The organism is Xanthobacter aminoxidans (assembly GCF_023571765.1).
GTDB classification, from domain to species: Bacteria; Pseudomonadota; Alphaproteobacteria; order Rhizobiales; family Xanthobacteraceae; genus Xanthobacter; species Xanthobacter aminoxidans.
In genome coordinates, this window is record NZ_JAMJXC010000002.1 from 373113 (window position 1) to 391047 (window position 17935).

The 17935-nt window shown below is 69.0% G+C and carries 13 protein-coding genes and 1 other RNA gene; 6 read left to right on the forward strand and 8 right to left on the reverse strand.

Annotated elements, in window-relative coordinates; genetic code table 11:
• Window positions 1–3 precede the first annotated feature (3 nt).
• From EJ105_RS04520 to EJ105_RS04535, 4 genes are all read right to left on the reverse strand, one after another.
• Window positions 4–1017, reverse strand: coding sequence for an esterase-like activity of phytase family protein (locus EJ105_RS04520; protein WP_250165439.1), 1014 nt, complete (start codon window positions 1015–1017; stop codon window positions 4–6).
• Entirely contained in the window at window positions 1014–2912 is a 1899-nt protein-coding gene (gene cobT, locus EJ105_RS04525; RefSeq protein WP_250165440.1) for a cobaltochelatase subunit CobT, read from the reverse strand. Before cobT ends, EJ105_RS04520 begins: the two co-directional genes overlap by 4 nt.
• 124 nt (window positions 2913–3036) lie before the next feature.
• A complete protein-coding gene (gene cobS, locus EJ105_RS04530) occupies window positions 3037–4020 on the reverse strand; it encodes a cobaltochelatase subunit CobS (protein WP_029556246.1) in 984 nt (327 codons plus the stop codon).
• A gap of 103 nt (window positions 4021–4123) precedes the next feature.
• On the reverse strand, window positions 4124–4735 hold the full coding sequence (locus EJ105_RS04535; protein WP_024276620.1) for a J domain-containing protein: 612 nt from the start codon (window positions 4733–4735) through the stop codon (window positions 4124–4126).
• A 241-nt stretch (window positions 4736–4976) separates the two neighbouring features.
• Here EJ105_RS04535 and EJ105_RS04540 point away from each other — a divergent pair, with 241 nt between their 5' ends.
• The 3 genes from EJ105_RS04540 to gyrB all read left to right on the forward strand — a co-directional run bounded on the left by EJ105_RS04540 (window position 4977) and on the right by gyrB (window position 8601).
• Window positions 4977–5276 (forward strand): BolA family protein, encoded by a 300-nt coding sequence (locus tag EJ105_RS04540; RefSeq protein WP_029556247.1) that lies wholly within the window; start codon window positions 4977–4979, stop codon window positions 5274–5276.
• A 48-nt stretch (window positions 5277–5324) separates the two neighbouring features.
• The gene (gene queC, locus EJ105_RS04545; RefSeq protein WP_029556248.1) at window positions 5325–6041 is read left to right on the forward strand and encodes a 7-cyano-7-deazaguanine synthase QueC; all 717 of its coding nucleotides are present in this window, start codon (window positions 5325–5327) and stop codon (window positions 6039–6041) included.
• Window positions 6042–6174: 133 nt separating this feature from the next.
• A complete protein-coding gene (gene gyrB, locus EJ105_RS04550) occupies window positions 6175–8601 on the forward strand; it encodes a DNA topoisomerase (ATP-hydrolyzing) subunit B (protein WP_250165441.1) in 2427 nt (808 codons plus the stop codon).
• 45 nt (window positions 8602–8646) lie between these two features.
• Here gyrB and rnpB read toward each other — a convergent pair.
• Together rnpB and ligA are read right to left on the reverse strand one after the other, a co-directional pair.
• Window positions 8647–9015: RNase P RNA component class A (gene rnpB, locus EJ105_RS04555), an RNA gene on the reverse strand.
• Window positions 9016–9075: 60 nt separating this feature from the next.
• A complete protein-coding gene (gene ligA, locus EJ105_RS04560; protein ID WP_250165442.1) occupies window positions 9076–11214 on the reverse strand; it encodes an NAD-dependent DNA ligase LigA in 2139 nt (712 codons plus the stop codon).
• A gap of 135 nt (window positions 11215–11349) precedes the next feature.
• Here ligA and EJ105_RS04565 point away from each other — a divergent pair, with 135 nt between their 5' ends.
• On the forward strand, window positions 11350–13344 hold the full coding sequence (locus tag EJ105_RS04565) for a c-type cytochrome (protein ID WP_250165443.1): 1995 nt from the start codon (window positions 11350–11352) through the stop codon (window positions 13342–13344).
• Window positions 13345–13471: 127 nt separating this feature from the next.
• Here EJ105_RS04565 and EJ105_RS04570 read toward each other — a convergent pair whose 3' ends face one another.
• Entirely contained in the window at window positions 13472–13774 is a 303-nt protein-coding gene (locus EJ105_RS04570) for a hypothetical protein (RefSeq protein ID WP_029556252.1), read from the reverse strand.
• Window positions 13775–13937: 163 nt separating this feature from the next.
• Window positions 13938–14663, reverse strand: coding sequence for an arylesterase (locus tag EJ105_RS04575; protein ID WP_250165444.1), 726 nt, complete (start codon window positions 14661–14663; stop codon window positions 13938–13940).
• On the opposite strand from EJ105_RS04575, the gene EJ105_RS04580 reads away from it, so the two are divergent.
• Complete coding sequence (locus EJ105_RS04580) at window positions 14662–15381, forward strand: ABC transporter ATP-binding protein (RefSeq protein WP_250165445.1); 720 nt, start codon at window positions 14662–14664, stop codon at window positions 15379–15381. The genes EJ105_RS04575 and EJ105_RS04580 overlap by 2 nt on opposite strands.
• Window positions 15378–17924, forward strand: a complete 2547-nt coding sequence (locus tag EJ105_RS04585; RefSeq protein WP_250165446.1) for an ABC transporter permease — start codon at window positions 15378–15380, stop codon at window positions 17922–17924. Before EJ105_RS04580 ends, EJ105_RS04585 begins: the two co-directional genes overlap by 4 nt.
• Window positions 17925–17935 lie beyond the last annotated feature (11 nt).

A 17935-nucleotide genomic window follows, 5' to 3' on the forward strand; every position in this document is an offset into this window, starting at 1 on the left:
GCCTCAGTCCCCCGACACCGCGAAGCGCAGCAGGATGGTGCGCTGGAGCGGGCTGAAATTGTCGTCGGAAATCAGGGTCAGCAGGATCCCGCCGGCGCCGCCGCGGGTGACGCCGAGGCCTTCCATATTGTCGATCTCGTAGCCCATGTCGAAGCGGCCCAGCACCTCGCCGGTGATGCGCGCGCCCGGCTTCACCTCGCTGGCCGGGAAGCGGCGGAGCTGCATGTTGACGCCTTCGAGCGGCGTGTAGTGGCGCTCCAGAAGGTAGAAATTGCCGTCCGGCCCCAGCGCGAGGTCGGTGGCATCGAACGGACCGCTCTTGGTCACGGTGAAGGTGCCGGGCGCGGGGCCACCGATGATGAAGCCGGGCAGGTCGTCCGCCTTCTTCGCCCCCTCTTCCCCGATGGCGATGAGCGCGCCCTTGAGCGGGCCGGAGGGCATGAAGGCGAGGCTTTCGAGGCCGGTGTTGCGCCTCAGCCCCTTGATGGCCGGCGCCGGCACCAGCGTGCCGCGCTTGCCGAGGGCATCGCGCGGATAGCGCCAGATCTCGTTGATGGTCTCCATCGCCACATAGGCGGCATCGGGCGCGAGGGTGACGGATTCCACATCCTCGCGCGCGTTTTCGGCCTGCACCTTGCCATCGGCATCGAGCAGCGCCGCGGCCTTGACGTCGGCGAGGCCGGTGGGGCGGTCATTCTCGGTGACGAGGCGGCCGGAGAGGAACAGGCCGGCATCGGTGATGGCGAGGAAGTGCCCGTCCTGCTCCAGCGCGAAGCCGGAGATGCCGCCGAAGCCGGGAAAGGGCGAGGTCAGCACCAGCCCGCCGAGGAACCGCAACGGGCCGAACTGGGTCAGCTCGTCCCCGCGCTTGAAGGTAACGACCGGCTGTGCCGTGACCGTGATGGCCACCGGCTCGGGCGGCAGCGCGCCCGGCTTGGAAAAGGCGAGATTGAACAGAAGCGCGCCGCCGAGGACCCCGGCGGCGACAATGCCTAAAGCGCGCAGGCCCCGCTTCAATGCAGGCGGCCGCCCCGCGACGCCCCCTTGCCGCCGCCACCGGGGGTTTCCTCGAACAGCTCGGCGAGCTTCTCGGTCATCACCCCGCCCAGCTCCTCGGCGTCCACGATGGTGACGGCGCGACGGTAGTAGCGCGTCACGTCATGGCCGATGCCGATGGCGATCAGCTCCACCGGCGAGCGGGTCTCGATCTCGGTGATGATGTGGCGGAGGTGCCGCTCCAGATAATTGCCGGCGTTCACCGACAGCGTGGAATCGTCCACCGGCGCGCCGTCGGAAATCATCATCAGGATGCGCCGCGCCTCGGTGCGGGCCAGCAGGCGCTTGTGCGCCCAGTCCAGCGCCTCGCCGTCGATGTTTTCCTTGAGGAGGCCCTCGCGCATCATCAGGCCGAGGTTGCGGCGCGCCCGGCGCCACGGGGCGTCGGCCGATTTGTAGATGATGTGCCTGAGATCGTTGAGGCGGCCGGGGGCGGCGGGCTTGCCGGCGGCGAGCCAGGCCTCGCGGGACTGGCCGCCCTTCCAGGCGCGCGTGGTGAAGCCCAGCACCTCCACCTTCACGCCGCAGCGCTCCAGCGTGCGGGCGAGGATGTCGGCGCAGGTGGCGGCCACCGTGATGGGCCGGCCGCGCATGGAGCCGGAATTGTCGATGAGCAGCGTCACCACCGTGTCGCGGAAGTCGGTGTCTCGCTCGCGCTTGAAGGACAGCGCCGCCATGGGGTCCATGATGACCCGCGGCAGGCGCGCGGGATCGAGCACGCCCTCTTCGAGGTCGAATTCCCAGGCGCGGTTCTGCTGCGCCAGCAGCTTGCGCTGGAGGCGGTTGGCAAGACGCGCCACCACGCCCTGGAGATGGGCCAGCTGCTTGTCGAGATAGGAGCGGAGGCGCGTCAGCTCCTCGGGATCGCAGAGATCCTCGGCCGAGGTCTCCTCGTCGAACTTGGTGGTGAAGGCGTGGTATTCCGGCCCGCGATTGTCGTGCGTCATCGGCGGACGCGGCGACCACGGCTCGGCCGGCTCCTCGCTGTCGCCCATCTCGGTGCCGTCGGGCACGTCGGCGGGGGGCGCGGCCTCGCTCTGGGCGGCAGAGTCGGGCATCTCCTCCTCGGAGAGCTCGGCCTCCATCTCGGTGGCGCCCTGCTGGCTGTCGTCCTCACGGCTTTCGCCGTTTTCGCCGCCCTGCTCGTCGGCGCCACCCTCGTTCTCGTTCTCCTCGGGCTCCTGCTCGGTGTCGAGGCCGCTTTCCTCGCCCATGTCGAGGGAGGCGAGGAGATCGCGGGCGATCTCGCCGAACTTCTTCTGGTTCTCGATGCTGTCGATGAGCCGCGCGAGGTCGCCCTCGGCCCGCTCCTCGATGAAGGGGCGCCAGAGGTCCACCACGCGCCGGGCATCGGGGGGCGGGGGCTCGCCGGTCAGGCGCTCGCGCACCATCAGCGCCACCGCGTCGGCGATGGGGGCCTCGGAGCGCTCGGTGATGTCGGCGAAATTGGCGCGGTGGTAGCGGTCCTGCAGCATGGCCGCGAGATTGCGCTTCACGCCCGGCATGCGGTTGCCGCCGATGGCCTCCACCCGCGCCTGCTCCACCGCCTCGAACACGCCGCGGGCGACTTCGCCCTGGGGCAGCATCTTGCGATGCACGCCCGGATCATGACAGGCGCGGCGCAAGGCGAGGGAATCCGCATGGCCGCGCACGATGGCGGCGTCCTGAAGGGTGAAGCGGCGCGGCGGCTCGGGCAGGCGCACCCGGTCCGGGCCGAGCGCCGGACGCTCGGAGGCGAAGGACACCTCGAACTCGGAGACGCCGGCGATGGCCTTGAAGCAGCCGGTGACGGCGCGCTTGAACGGCTCGGACGGCGCTTCCTTGGGGGCCTTGCCGGTGGTGCGGTTGGTGGCCATGGCGCGTGCTTCTTCGGCTCTTGCGTCTTTGAGAAGCGCTTCGCGAAGAGGCGCCTCCTGCGGGGAAACAGGCCACGCCGTGGCGCAGCCCGTTCAATGCAAGGCGCGGCTGAGCCGCACCGGTTCAGGACAGAGCGACGTTCACCGTGCTCTCGGCCAGCTCCTGGCCGAAGCAGCGCTGGTAGAACTCTGCCACCAGCGGGCGCTCCAGCTCGTCGCACTTGTTGAGGAAGGTCACGCGCAGGGCGAAGGCGATATCGCGGAAGATGTCCGCGTTCTCGGCCCAGGTGATGACCGTGCGCGGGCTCATGACGGTGGAGAGATCGCCGTTCATGAACGCCTGCCGGGTGAGGTCCGCGAGGCGGACCATGCGGTTCACCGTGTCGCGGCCTTCCACGTTCTGGAAGTGCTTCGCCTTGGCGAGGACGATGTCCACTTCCTTGTCGTGGGCGAGATAGTTCAGCGAGGTGACGATGGACCAGCGGTCCATCTGCGCCTGGTTGATCTGCTGGGTGCCGTGATAGAGGCCGGTGGTGTCGCCGAGGCCGATGGTGTTGGCGGTGGCGAACAGGCGGAACGCGGGGTGGGGGCGGATCACCCGGCTCTGGTCGAGCAGGGTCAGGCGGCCGGAGGATTCCAGCACGCGCTGGATCACGAACATCACGTCCGGGCGGCCGGCGTCATATTCGTCGAACACGAGGGCGACGTTGTTCTGGTAGGCCCAGGGCAGGATGCCGTCGCGGAATTCGGTGACCTGCAGGCCGTCCTTCACCACGATCGCATCCTTGCCGATGAGGTCGATGCGCGAGATGTGGCTGTCGAGGTTGATGCGCACGCACGGCCAGTTCAGCCGCGCCGCCACCTGCTCGATATGGGTGGACTTGCCGGTGCCGTGGTATCCGGTAACCATCACGCGACGGTTGCGCGCAAAGCCGGCCAGGATGGCCAGGGTGGTCGGCCGGTCGAACAGGTAATCCGGGTCCAGCTCGGGGACGTGGGAGTCGGCTTCGGAGTAGGCCGGAACCTCCATGTCGATATCGATGCCGAACGTCTGGCGAACCGACACCTTCATGTCCGGCATCGGGGCAGTGGTCTCCAAACCGCTCATAACTCCTCCGTCGGCGCGCCCCGCGCGCCCCATTTCGTGTCCGTATCCATCACGGCGCGGTCCGAGGAGCCGCCTCCGCGTCGCCGGCGATCCTGAGGACCGCTCAGCAGAAACCTGCCTGCTTGAGGCTGTTGTAGGCCTGGATGACGCTGCGCAGGCGGTCCTCCGAGGAACGGTCGCCGCCGTTCGCGTCGGGGTGGTGCAGCTTCACCAGTTCCTTGTAGCGGGCCTTGATCTCGACCGCGCTGGCCGACATTTCGAGGCCCATCACCTCCAGCGCCCGCCGCTCCGCGGTGCGCACGATCTTGCCGTCCGGCTCCGGCCGGTCGGCCCGGAAGGTGCCGCCCATCTCGGCGGTGAAGCCGAAGGGATCGCGCATGCCGTCGCCGGTGTCCGCGCCCGGCCGGCGGCCGCTGGCGCCCTTCATGCCCATCTTCCAGGTGGGGCGATGGCCGGTCAGCGCGTCCTTCTGGTAGGCATACACCGCGTCGTCGGTCATGCCCGAGAAATAGTTGTAGGACTGGTTGTACGCCTTCACATGGTCAAGGCAGTAGGACCAGTACTGGCCTTCCTGATGCCGTCCCTTGGGCGCCTTGTGCGTGCCCTCCGCCGTGCAGCCCGGCCACTGGCAGCCCGTCAGCGACAGCCGGGGGCGATGCCGGTCGTCGGCGGGCTTGACCCGGATGCGGTCGAAAAGGGGGGAGTCGAATTTCATGGCCGATCGATTATGTGCGTCGTTCCGCGGCGCGGCAAGGAATTGCGGTGCAGCGCGTGGAGAAAGCGCCATGCCACAGGGGTAGCGGGGGATGTGACGTCGGGAGCGGAAGCGGCTAAGCCGGCCTCATCGTGACCGAGGGTGGCAGGCCGCGACAAGCCCCATATAATGCCGCCCACGCGGGAGCGCCATAACCGGCCGCTTTCTTCGGTCCATTCCTTTTCACAGAAGCCTTTTCATCATGTCCCACTCTTCCCTTTCCGACATCCGCCAGACGCTCGAAGCCGGCCTCAGCCCCCTCGCCCTCGAGCTTGAGGACGAGAGCCACAAGCATGCCGGCCACGCCGGCGTGATGCATGATCACAAGGGCGCCAATCGCGGCGATGGCGGCATCACCCACCTCAGGGTGCGGGTGGTCTCCCCGAGCTTCACCGGCAAGAGCCGGGTGGAGCGGCACCGCATCGTCAACGGCCTGCTGGAAGGCGAGATCGCGCGCGGTCTGCACGCCCTCGCCATCGAGGCCAAGGCGCCGGGTGAATGAACCGCCCCCGGCGAATGAGCCTGACTTCGGTAAAGGGGTCGCCTGCGCATGGCTGAGGCCGCGTTGCATCGGGAAGAGGGCGCGCTGGTCCTCTTTTCCGGCGGGCAGGATTCCGCCACCTGCCTCGCCTATGCGCTGGAGCGCTTCGGCCGGGTGGAGACCCTGGGCTTCGACTACGGCCAGCGCCACGCGGTGGAGCTGGAGCGCCGCCCGGTGCTGCGCGCCGCCTTCCGCGCCCTCAACCCGCTGTGGGCCGCCCGGCTCGATGCTGACCACGTGCTGGACCTGCCCGTGCTCGGCCAGATCTCCGACACGGCCCTGACCCGCGACGTCGCTGTCCACATGGAGGCTAACGGCCTGCCGAACACCTTCGTGCCCGGCCGCAACCTCGTCTTCCTCACCTTCGCCGCCGCCCTCGCCTATCGCCGGGGGCTCCGCCACATCGTCGGCGGCATGTGCGAGACGGACTTCTCCGGCTATCCCGACTGCCGGGACGACACCATCAAGGCCATGCAGGTGGCCCTGAACCTCGGCATGGAGAAGCGCTTCGTCCTTCACACGCCGCTCATGTGGATCGACAAGGCCGAGACCTGGCGCCTCGCCGAGCATCTGGGGGGCCGTCCGCTGGTGGATCTCATCGTCGAGGAGACCCACACCTGCTATCTCGGCGACCGCGGCCACCGCCACGCCTGGGGCTATGGCTGCGGCGAATGCCCCGCCTGCAGGTTGCGTGCGGATGGATTTGCACGCTACAGCGCCGGCTGAATGGCCTCTAAATGGCCGCCGAGCCTTGGAAAACGCAGGAAAACAAGCCGAGCCGCCACCAAATAGCCGCCGCGTTGCGTTAGATTTGCTACACCTCAAATCGCTAAGTCGCAGAATCGAATCGGAAGTCCCCATGGCCGAACCCGTGCCCGCCGAGTCCCCCGACGACTACGGCGCCCAGTCCATCCAGGTGCTCAAGGGCCTCGATGCGGTCCGCAAGCGTCCCGGCATGTACATCGGTGACACGGACGACGGCTCGGGCCTGCACCACATGGTCTACGAGGTGGTGGACAACGCCATCGACGAGGCGCTGGCCGGCTGGGCCAAGGAAGTCACAGTCACGCTCGAGGCTGACGGCTCGGTGACAGTGACCGACGACGGCCGCGGCATCCCCACCGACCTGCACCCCGAGGAAGGGGTTTCCGCCGCCGAGGTCATCATGACCCAGCTGCACGCGGGCGGTAAGTTCAACCAGAATTCCTACAAGGTCTCCGGCGGCCTGCACGGCGTGGGCGTCTCGGTCGTGAACGCCTTGTCCACGACGCTCGACCTCACCATCTGGCGCGACGGCAAGGAGCACTTCATGCGCTTCCGCCACGGCGACGCAGAGGCGCCGCTGAAGGTGGTGGGCGCGGCGCCGGCCGGCAAGCGCGGCACCAAGGTGACGTTCACGCCTTCGCCCCAGACCTTCACCCGCATCGAGTTCGACTACGCGACGCTGGAGCATCGCCTGCGCGAGCTGGCCTTCCTCAACTCCGGCGTGCTCATCGTGCTCACCGACGCGCGCGGCGCCGAGCCGAAGCGCGAGGAGCTGCATTACGAGGGCGGCGTCGAGGCCTTCGTGAAGTATCTCGACCGCAACAAGGCCGCGCTCATCGCCAAGCCCGTGGTGATCCGCGCCGAGAAGGACGGCATCACGGTGGAGGCCGCGCTTTCGTGGAACGACGGTTACCACGAGAACGTGCTCTGCTTCACCAACAACATCCCCCAGCGCGACCGCGGCACCCACTTCACCGGCTTTGCCGCCGCGCTGACCCGGCAGGTGCTGGGTTATGCCAACTCGTCCGGCATCTCCAAGAAGGAGAAGGTGGACCCCACCGGCGAGGATTGCCGCGAGGGCCTCACCGCCGTGCTCTCGGTGAAGGTGCCGGACCCGAAATTCTCCTCCCAGACCAAGGACAAGCTCGTGTCCTCGGAAGTCCGCCCGGTGGTGGAGAACCTGGTCGGCGAGGCGCTCGGCAACTGGTTCGAGGAGAACCCGGTCGAGGCGAAGAGCGTGATCGGCAAGGTGGTGGAAGCCGCCGCCGCCCGCGAAGCCGCCCGCAAGGCGCGCGACCTCACCCGGCGCAAGAGCCCGCTGGATGTCGCCTCCCTGCCCGGCAAGCTCGCCGACTGCCAGGAGAAGGACCCGGCCAAGTCCGAGATCTTCATCGTCGAGGGTGACTCGGCCGGTGGTTCCGCCAAGCAGGGCCGCGACCGTGCCTTCCAGGCCGTGCTGCCGCTCCGCGGCAAGATCCTCAACGTGGAGCGCGCCCGCTTCGACAAGATGCTGTCGTCCGAGCAGATCGGCACGCTCATCACCGCGCTCGGCACCGGCATCGGCCGGGACGATTTCGACATCGCCAAGCTGCGCTACCACAAGATCATCATCATGACGGACGCCGACGTGGACGGCGCCCATATCCGCACCCTACTGCTCACCTTCTTCTTCCGGCAGATGCCGGAGATCGTGGATGCAGGCCACCTCTTCATCGCCCAGCCGCCGCTCTACAAGGTCGCGCGCGGCAAGTCCGAGACCTACCTCAAGGACGAGAAGGCGCTGGAGGACTACCTCATCACCACCGGGCTGGAGGAAGCCTCCCTCCATCTCGCCACGGGCGAGGTGCGCACCGGCGCCGACCTCGCCCATGTGGTGGACGTGTCGCGCCAGCTGCGCAGCGCGCTCGGCGGCCTTCATCCCCGCTACAACCGCGCGGTGGCCGAGCAGGCGGCTCTCGCGGGCGCCTTTGCTCCGGCGGCTCTGGAAGACGAGGCCACCGGCTCCGCCGCGGCCGCCGAGGTGGCCCGCCGCCTCGATGCGCTGGCGGACGAGACCGAGCGCGGCTGGGCCGGCATCTGCGATGAGACCGGCTATGCCTTCTCCCGCACCGTGCGCGGCGTCGCCGAAGTTGCGCGGCTCGATCACGCCTTCATCGCCTCCCCCGAGGCACGCCGGCTCGACACCCTCGCCCGCGACCTCGACGGCGTGTTCGCCGCCGCCGCGACCCTCAAGCGCCGCAGCGACGAGCAGGTGCTGTTCGGCGCCGTGGACCTGTTCGACGCCGTCACCGATTCCGGCCGCAAGGGCCTCTCGCTCCAGCGCTACAAAGGCCTCGGCGAGATGAACCCCGAGCAGCTGTGGGAGACGACGCTGGACATCAACGCCCGCTCCCTCCTCCAGGTGCGCGTGAAGGAAGTGGACGCCGCCGACGACCTCTTCAGCCGCCTGATGGGCGACACGGTGGAGCCCCGCCGCGAGTTCATCCAGGAGAATGCACTGCGCGCCAGCGTGGACGTGTGAGGGGACGCGGCCGGGCGCCGCGTCACGCTTCCGATTTCCGAGGGAAACACCAGCCGGCCTGTAAGCCGGGTTCTGTACGGCGGGCTTGCGCCCGCGTGGCGACCATTCCTCTGGGACGCCGGTTGCCCGGCGCCTCTAGCAGTCAACCCGGACGGCGCCCCGTAGACAGGGGTGGTTGCCCGTGCCGTCCCTATTCGACTTTGCTCCCGGTGGGGTTTGCCGTGCCGCTTCCGTTGCCGGTCGCGCGGTGGGCTCTTACCCCACCGTTTCACCCTGGCCCGTGCACGCACGGGTGGTTTGATTTCTGTGGCACTTTCCCTGGGGTCGCCCCCGCCGGACGTTATCCGGCACCGTGTCTGCGTGGAGCCCGGACTTTCCTCGACACCGAAATGCCGCGGCCGCCCGGCCGGCTGGTGGGGGAGGAATGGGGGTTTCAGGCGGGGGCGTCAAGGGGCGTGAGCCGGCGAAACGCCTTCACCCCACGAGTTCGAACCACGCGTCCTCGGTAATCACCTTCACTCCCAGCGCCTGCGCCTTCTCCAGCTTCGAGCCCGCGCCGGGGCCGGCGACGACCAGATCGGTCTTGGCCGAAACGGAGCCGGCGACCTTGGCGCCCAGCCGCTCGGCCATGGCCTTCGCCTCATCTCGGGTCATCTTCTCCAGCGAGCCGGTGAAGACGACGGTTTTACCGGCCACCGGGCTTTCGGCGGCGACGCGCTCCATGGGAGCCGGCGTCACCTCTGCCAGCAGGGCCGCGACCACCTCGCGGTTGCGCGGCTCGTGGAAAAATTCGATGACGGCTTCCGCCACCACGTCGCCCACGCCGTCGATGGCCAGCATCTCCTGCCAGGCGTCATTGCCCTTGGGGTGCTCCTCGCCCGGAATGACGGCGGCCAGCGCGCCGGCTTCCAGCGCTTCCACCGTGCCGTAATGGCGCATGAGGCGCTTGGCGTTGGTCTCACCCACATGGCGGATGCCGAGGGCGAAGACGAAGCGATCCACCGCCACGTTCCGCCGCGACTGGATGGCCGCGAACAGGTTCGCCGCCGAGGTCTTGCCCCAGCCCTCCCGGTTCTCCAGCCGCTGGAGGCCCTCCTTGTTGCGCGCCTCCAGCGTGAAGATATCGGCCGGGGAGGCGATCAGCCCCCAGTCGTAGAAGGCGCGCACCTGCTTCTCGCCCAGCCCCTCGATGTCGAAGGCGTTGCGCGACACGAAGTGCCTGAGCCGCTCCACCATCTGCGCCGGGCAGATGAGACCACCGGTGCAGCGGCGCACCACGTCCATCTTGCCCGTCTTCGTGTCCACCTCGCGCACGGCGTGGGAGCCGCAGGCGGGGCAAACATGGGGAAATTCGTAAGGCTTCGACTCCGCCGGCCGCTTCTCCTCGATCACCCGCACCACCTGCGGGATCACGTCGCCGGCGCGCTGCACCACCACCGTGTCGCCGACGCGGATGTCCTTGCGGGCGATCTCGTCCTCGTTGTGCAGGGTGGCGTTGGCGACCACCACACCGCCCACCGTCACGGGCAGCAGCTTCGCAACCGGGGTGAGGGCACCGGTGCGGCCCACCTGGATGTCGATGGCCTCCAGCACGGTGGTCGCCTGCTCGGCCGGGAATTTGTGGGCGATGGCCCAGCGCGGCGAGCGGGAGACGAAGCCGAGGCGCCGTTGCAGATCGAGCCGGTCCACCTTGTAGACCACGCCGTCGATGTCATAGGGCAGGCTCGCCCGCTGCGCCTCGATGGAACGGTAATGGGCGATCAGCTCCGCCGCGCTGGTCACACGCACCATGAGCGGATTGGTGGAGAAGCCCCAGCGGGCAAACGCTTCCACCATGCCGTGCTGGGTTTCGGCCGGAAGCGGCGTCGCCTCGCCCCAGGCATAGGCGAAGAATTTCAGCGGCCGCGACGCGGTGATGGCGGGGTCGAGCTGGCGCAGGGAGCCGGCGGCGGCGTTGCGCGGGTTCGCGAACACCTTCTCTTCCGCCGCCGCCTGCCGGGCGTTCAGCGCCTCGAAATCGGCCTTCGCCATGTAGATCTCGCCGCGCACGTCGATGACGTCGGGCACGCCGCGGCCATGGAGCCGGTCGGGGATATCGGCGATGGTGCGCACATTGGCGGTGACGTCCTCGCCCTCGGCGCCATCGCCGCGGGTGGCGGCCACCTCGAGGCGTCCCTCCACGTAGCGCAGCGAGCAGGAGAGGCCGTCGATCTTCGGCTCGGAGGTGAAGGCCACCTCCTCCTCCGCCCCGAGCCCGAGGAAGCGCTTCACCCGCGCCACGAACTCCTCGACCTCATCGTCGGAAAAGGCGTTCTGCAGCGAGAGCATGGGCACGCCATGCACCACCTTGCCGAACTTCTCCGACGGCGCGGCGCCCACCTTGGCGGAAAGGCTGTCCTCGCCCACGAGGCCGGGAAAGCGCGCCTCTATGGCCTCGTAGCGGCGGCGCAGGGCGTCGTATTCGGCATCGGAGACGACCGGCGCGTCCTCGCGATAATAGGCCGCGTCGTGGCCCTTGATCTCCTCGGCGAGGGCCGCGTGCTCGGCGGCGGCGTCGGAGGGCGAGAGGTCCTCCACGGTCAGGGAGCGCAGGGGCAAAGCGGGCTTGGTCATCGTCGGCGGTTCCCGGCAGGCGTCCGCCGTCGCCGGCGGGGGCAGCAGCTATATCCCCTCCGTCTGGTTTTCGATCAATGTCGCGTTCTTGAAAAATGTCTAAGGTACGCCGACGCGAATCTCATGGGGGATGAAATGGTCAGGGTGTCCCGATACACGCGCCGGCTTGCGGCGCTTGCCGCCGCCACTTTTCTCGGCGCCGCAACGCCGGCTCTGGCGCAGTTCGCCCCCGACCCGTCAGCCGATCCGGCCCTCGTGGCGCGCGGCGAGTACATCGCCAAGGCGGCGGACTGCATGCCCTGCCACACCGGGGACAAGTCCAAGCCCTTCGCCGGCGGCCTCGCGCTGAACACGCCCTTCGGCGCCATCTACTCACCCAACATCACCTCCGACCGCACCACCGGCATCGGCCTGTGGACCTATGATCAGTTCGTGAACGCGGTGCGCAACGGCATCCGCAAGGACGGGGCCTATCTCTACCCGGCCATGCCGTTCGACGCGTACACGGAGATCACCGACGACGACATGAAGGCCCTGTGGGCCTATGCGCGCGCCATCCCGCCGATCCCGAACACGCCGCCGGACAACCAGCTGGAATTCCCGTTCAACATCCGCCTCGGGATGCTGGCGTGGCGCGAGCTGTTCTTCGATCAGGGCCGCTTCCACCCGACCGCGGGCAAGAGCGCCGAGTGGAACCGCGGCGCCTACCTCGTCAACGCGCTCGGCCATTGCGGCGATTGCCACACCCCGCGCAACCTGATGGGCGCGACCAAGGCCAAGGCCGCCTTCCTCGGCGCCGACATCGACGGCTTCTGGGCACCCGACATCGACACCGCCTCGCTCAAGAAGACCTGGACGCCGGAGACGCTGACCACTTTCTTCGCCACCGGCTCCGTGCCGGGCAAGACCTCGGTGTTCGGCCCCATGGCCGAGGTGATCCATGATTCCGTGAGCAAGATGACCGCGCAGGACCGTGCCGCGCTCGTCACCTACCTGTTCGATGCGCCGCCCCCAGCCGACAAGCCGGCGGTGCAGAAGGCGTCCCCGCTTTCCGCCGACGTCTATGCGCGGGCGTCCAAGCTCTACATCGACAATTGCGCCGTCTGCCACATGGACAAGGGCGCCGGCCGCACCGACACCATCCCCGCGCTCGCCGGCAACCCGGCCGTGATCGCGGCCGAGCCCTACAACATCATCATGGCGGTGCTGGGCGGCCTGCCGGCGGGCGGCACCTACGGTGCCATGCCCTCCTTCGCCGGCCGGCTCAACGACCAGCAGGTGGCGGACCTCGCCAATTACGTGCGCACCTCGTGGGGCAATGCGGCCGCGCCGAACGTGACCCCCTCCATGGTCGCGGCATGGCGCGCCGCCGCGGCGCCGGACTACGGCACGCAGGCGGCCTCCGCCTTCACCTGCCCCGACGTGGGCGGTGCCCCCGGCTCGGATGGCCCGGACGCGAAGGCGGTGGCCGCGCTCTCGGCCATGATGGCCGGCGGCCAGCGCTCCATTCCCATGATGGTGGACACCTACAAGGCCGCCTCCGGCTCGTCCGGCTCGGGCACGATCGTGGATGCGCTCACCGCCGCCTATTGCCCCGTTGTGGCCAAGAGCAACGCGCCCGACTGGCAGAAGACCGCCGAGCTGCGCCGCTTCACCCTTCAGGCCGCCATGGAAGTGTCGCGCCGCACGATCTCCGGTCCGGTGGACAGCCAGCCCATCGCCTGGGCGCTGCCGGTGGGTCCCGGCCTCGTGCTGAAGGAGCCGGCGAGCCTCGCCGACAAGCTGGCCTGCCCGGCCGATGACGGCAAGGCGGTGCCGACCGACCTCTCGGCGGGGGCGGCCAAGCTGCTCACCGGCGTGAAGCCCCCCATGCAGGGCGCGGCCATCGCCTCCGCGGCGACCACGCTCTACCAGCAGAACCCGAAGGCCCGGCCGTCCGACGTCGCCAATGCCCTCATCGCCTCCTATTGCCGGATCGTGACGGGGGTGAAGACCTCGGTGGCGGAGCAGAACGCGCTGCTCAACCAGTTCGCCGGCCAGGCGGTGCAGACGCTCCAGCTGCTGCCCCCGCGCAAGACGGTGGTGGAGGCTGCCCCGGCCGCGACGCCGGCTCCCGCCAAGAAGAAGTGAGGTGCCGGCCGCCCTCGGCGAGGGCGGCCATTAACCCTGTTTCATGTGAAACGGCCGCTCCGGAAACCGGGGCGGCCGTTCGCTTTTGTGCCGGAAAATCGGAGAGGGGCGGCGCCCCCGGGGGGCGTCAGTCGTGGCTCTGAAGGCCGTCGTGGACGTCGAACACCACGTTGCCCTGCCGCCAGGCGAACGGCGCGCCGGGGGTCTGCACCTTGATCTCGCTCTGGGGAATGAGCTTGTCGCAGAGCATCACCAGGATGTCCTCGAGCGGGGCGGTGGTGTCGTTCTCCTCGGTCATGCGATCGATGGAGATCTCGCCACCTTCCACGCCGTCGTCCTCGATGTGGACGATGAAAATCTCTTCGTGGCCGTGGATGCCGTGGGCGGTGACGCGGAACGTTTCTCCCTGATACTCAAATTCCCGGACCATTGTTCATTCTCACTGCTGTCATTGAAAAATACGCTGGGACGCAACGGTACTGGCGGGGCAACCCCCAAAAAACGGCGAAATCTAGAATCGTGACTATGGATTGGTCAAGGCCTGATCGGCCCGGGTCAAATTGATGAAATAATAAGCAAAAGATCGGTGCCCGTTATCGCGCCGCCGTTTCCCGGGCACGCACCACCAGTTGCTCCGCCGTGGGCAGGATGCCGGCGACGATGCGGTCCACGCCCTCGGGCGTGGGATGGAGCCCGTCCGGCAGGTTCAGCGCCCGGTCGCCGGCGATGCCTTCGAGGAAGAAGGGATAGAGCAGCACGCCCTCGGCTTCGGCGATGTCCGGGAAGATCCTGTCGAACGCCTCGCGGTAGGGCCGGCCCATGTTGGGCGCCGCCTTCATGCCGGCGAGGAGCACGGTGATGCCGCGCTTGCGCAGCCGCTGGACGATCTCCGTGAGCGCCTTGCGCGTCACGGCGGGATCGAGCCCGCGCAGCATGTCGTTGGCGCCCAGTTCCACGATCACCGCGTCCGTGCCCTGGGGCACCGACCAGTCGAGGCGGGCGAGGCCCTGGCTCGCCGTCTCGCCGGAGACGCCGGCATTCTCCACCTTCACGTCCAGCCCCTTCGCCCTCAGCGCGGCTTCCAGCCGGGCGGGAAAGGCGGCGGTGCGCGGAATGCCGTAGCCGGCGGTCAGGCTGTCGCCGAAGGCGACGATGCGCAGCGGTGCCGCCGCCGCCCCTGACGCGAACGTGAAGACGAGGAAAGCGGCGATCAGCCCCGTCACCGCCTTAAATGACAGGTCCCATGGGTCAACCGGCAGGTCTCTCTTTCCTCCCTGCCCGACCCCACGCAGCACCGGACGCACGGCAAACCCTGGCATGGACGATATTTCCTCTCCGCTTCGCACCATCGCGCTGAAGCATGTGGACCTTTCCCTCGGTACGGGGGCGGCCCGGGTTCATGTCCTGAAGGACATCTCTGTCGAGATCGGGGCAGGCGAGGCGGTGGGCCTCGTCGGGCCGTCGGGGTCCGGCAAGTCGACGCTGCTCATGGTGATGGCCGGACTGGAGCGGGTGGATTCGGGGCAGGTGAACGTCGCCGGCACGGACATCACGCGCCTCGGCGAGGATCCGCTGGCGCGCTTCCGTGGCCGGCATGTGGGCATCGTCTTCCAGTCCTTCCACCTCATCCCGACCATGACCGCGCTGGAAAACGTCGCGGTGCCGCTGGAGCTCGCCGGCCGCGCCGACGCCTTCGACCGCGCGCGGCAGGAACTCGCCAATGTCGGCCTCGCCGAGCGGGCGCAGCATTATCCGGGCCAGCTCTCCGGCGGCGAGCAGCAGCGCGTGGCGCTGGCCCGCGCCCTCGCCCCCGAGCCGCCCATCCTCGTCGCCGACGAGCCCACCGGCAATCTGGACGAGGCCACCGGCCGGCAGGTCATGGACCTCATCTTCTCCGTCCACCGGGCGCGCGGCACAACGCTGGTGCTCGTCACCCACGATGCGGCGCTCGCCCGCCGGTGCAGCCGCGTGCTGCGCCTGCGCTCGGGGGTGATCGAGGAGGACACCAGGTCCGGCCTTGAGGTGGCCGCCCGATGAGCCTTGCTTCTTCGCGGCTCCCCGTGCCGCTGCGTCTCGCCCTGCGTGAACTGCGCGGCGCGCGGCGGGGCTTCGGCATCTTCCTCGGCTGCCTCGTGCTGGGCGTGACCGCCATCGCCGGCATCGGCTCCTTTGCTGGCGCCCTCACCCAGGGGCTGGAGCGGGAGGGCCGCGCCATCCTCGGCGGCGACGCCGGCTTCAGCGTCGTGCAGCGGGAGATGACGGCGGAAGAACGCTCCAGCCTCGACCGCCACGGCACCCTCGGCTCCGTCGCCTTGCTGCGCGCCATGGCCCGGACCGAGGCGGGCGATGCCTCCCTCGCCGAAGTGAAGGCGGTGGACGGCACCTATCCCCTCGTCGGCACGGTCGGGCTCGACCCGCCCATGCCCGTTGCGGACGCATTGAAGGAAAAGAACGGCGTGTTCGGCGCCGCCGCCGATCCGGTGCTGCTCGGCCGGCTCGGCGTGAAGACCGGGGACCGCATCCGGCTGGGCGATGCCACCTTCGAGGTTCGCGCCACGCTCACCAGCGAGCCGGACAAGCTCTCCTCAGGCGTCGGCCTCGGCGCCCGTCTCCTCGTCTCCCAGGCCGCGCTCCCGGCCACCGGCCTCATCCAGCCCGGCAGTCTGGTGCGCTGGAGCTATCGCCTGCTGCTGGACAATCCCGCCCCGGAAAACCTGAAGGCGGTGATGGGGGAGGTGCGCGAGCCCATGGGCCGCGCCGGATTCGAGGTGCGCACCCGCGACGGCGCGACGCCCCAGCTGGCGCGCAATGTGGGGCGCATCAGCCAGTTCCTCACTCTCGTGGCCCTCACTGCGCTGCTGGTGGGCGGGGTGGGCGTCGCCAATGCGGTGTCGAGCCATCTCGCCGGCAAGCTGGAGGTCATCGCCACCCTGAAGGCGGTGGGCGCGACCCGCCGCGACGTGTTCCTAACCTATGGCGCGGAGATCGGCCTCATCTCCGCCTTCGGCATCGTGCTCGGCCTGATTCTGGGTGCGGCGCTGCCCTTCGCCGCCACCGCTGCCATCGGCGCGCTCGTGCCGTTTCCCCTCGATCCGCAGCTTGATTGGGCGGCGCTGGCGCGGGCGGCGCTCTACGGGCTGGTGGTTGCCGCCGTGTTTTCGGTGATCCCGCTGGCGCGGGCGCAGGAAGCGCGGGTTTCGGCGCTGTTCCGGGATGGCATCGGCGAGATGCGGCGGCGCATTTCCCTGCCCTATCTGCTGCTCGTCGGCGGCCTCGGGACGGCGCTGGTGGTGCTCGCCCTTCTCACCTCCGACGACAAAAGGGCCGCCGCGATCTTCCTCGCCGCGGCTGCCGCCGTGTTCGTGCTGCTGCGGCTGGTCGCCTCCGGCCTCATGGCCCTCGCCCGGCGGGCGCCCCGGCCACGCGGCGCGGCAGCGCGCCTCGCCCTCGGCAACATCCACCGGCCCGGCGCACTCACGCCTTCGGTCGTGCTCTCGCTGGGGCTGGGCCTGTCGCTGCTGGTGGGCATCTCGCTGGTGGATGCGAGCCTCAACCGCGAGCTGAACGGACCCGTGCGGGAGAATGCGCCGAGCTTCTTCTTCGTCGACGTGCCGAACAGCGAGGAGGCCGAATTCCGTACCTTCCTCGCCGAGCAGGCGCCGGGGGCGGTGGTGAAGTCCGTGCCCATGCTGCGCGGGCGCATCACCCATGTGAAAGACATCCCCGCGGAAGAAGTGAAGCCCCGCCCCGATGCCGCCTGGGTGTTGCAGAGCGACCGCGGCATCTCCTCCTCCGCCACCGTGCCCGAGGGCTCCACCGTGGTGGCCGGGAAGTGGTGGACGGGAGACGAGACCGAACCCCTCGTTTCCTTCGACAGCGAACTGGCCGCCGGCCTCGGCCTCAAGCTCGGTGACACGGTGACGGTGAGCGTGCTGGGCCGCAGCGTCACCGCCCGCATCGCCAACCTGCGACAGGTGAAGTGGGAGCGGCTCGGCATCAATTTCGTCATGGTGTTCTCGCCCGCGACCTTCGCCGGCGCGCCTTATACGGTGCTCGCCACCCTCGCCTTCCCGGATGGCGGCGACACGGCGCGGGAGATCGCGCTGCTGAAAGCCATGGCGGCGCGCTTCCCTGCCATCACCACGGTGCGGGTGAAGGAGACGCTGGAGGAAGCACAGCGGATGCTGGACAACCTCTCCCTCGGCATCCGCGCGGCCAGCCTCGTCACCCTCATCACATCGGTCCTGGTGCTCGCCGGAGCGCTCGCCGCCGGGCGCGAGCGGCGCATCTATGATGCGGTGATCCTCAAGACGCTGGGCGCCACCCGTGGCCGGCTGACCCTCGCCTATGGCCTCGAATACGCCGGCCTCGGCCTCGCCACCGCCATCGTCGCGGCTGCGGCGGGCACGGCGGCGGCCTGGGGTGTGGTGACGCAGGTGATGGACATCCCCTTCACCTTCGCCCCCCTTCCCGCCTTCGGGGCGGTGGTGGCGGCGCTGGCGGTGACGCTGGTGGTCGGGCTGCTGGGTACCCTTCGGGCACTTTCGGCGCCCCCTGCGCGGGTGCTTCGACACCTTTAGCCAAGTATTTG

Excerpts from the sequence above, each read along its gene's own strand:
- queC (WP_029556248.1), top strand. The coding sequence starts at position 5,325 with ATGGCTGAGGCCGCGTTGCATCGGGAAGAGGGCGCGCTGGTCCTCTTT.
- gyrB (WP_250165441.1), top strand. The coding sequence starts at position 6,175 with ATGGCCGAACCCGTGCCCGCCGAGTCCCCCGACGACTACGGCGCCCAG.
- EJ105_RS04585 (WP_250165446.1), top strand. The coding sequence starts at position 15,378 with ATGAGCCTTGCTTCTTCGCGGCTCCCCGTGCCGCTGCGTCTCGCCCTG.
- EJ105_RS04570 (WP_029556252.1), bottom strand. The coding sequence starts at position 13,774 with ATGGTCCGGGAATTTGAGTATCAGGGAGAAACGTTCCGCGTCACCGCC.
- EJ105_RS04535 (WP_024276620.1), bottom strand. The coding sequence starts at position 4,735 with ATGAAATTCGACTCCCCCCTTTTCGACCGCATCCGGGTCAAGCCCGCC.
- EJ105_RS04540 (WP_029556247.1), top strand. The coding sequence starts at position 4,977 with ATGTCCCACTCTTCCCTTTCCGACATCCGCCAGACGCTCGAAGCCGGC.
- cobS (WP_029556246.1), bottom strand. The coding sequence starts at position 4,020 with ATGAGCGGTTTGGAGACCACTGCCCCGATGCCGGACATGAAGGTGTCG.
- ligA (WP_250165442.1), bottom strand. The coding sequence starts at position 11,214 with ATGACCAAGCCCGCTTTGCCCCTGCGCTCCCTGACCGTGGAGGACCTC.
- EJ105_RS04575 (WP_250165444.1), bottom strand. The coding sequence starts at position 14,663 with ATGCCAGGGTTTGCCGTGCGTCCGGTGCTGCGTGGGGTCGGGCAGGGA.
- EJ105_RS04565 (WP_250165443.1), top strand. The coding sequence starts at position 11,350 with ATGGTCAGGGTGTCCCGATACACGCGCCGGCTTGCGGCGCTTGCCGCC.
- cobT (WP_250165440.1), bottom strand. The coding sequence starts at position 2,912 with ATGGCCACCAACCGCACCACCGGCAAGGCCCCCAAGGAAGCGCCGTCC.
- EJ105_RS04580 (WP_250165445.1), top strand. The coding sequence starts at position 14,662 with ATGGACGATATTTCCTCTCCGCTTCGCACCATCGCGCTGAAGCATGTG.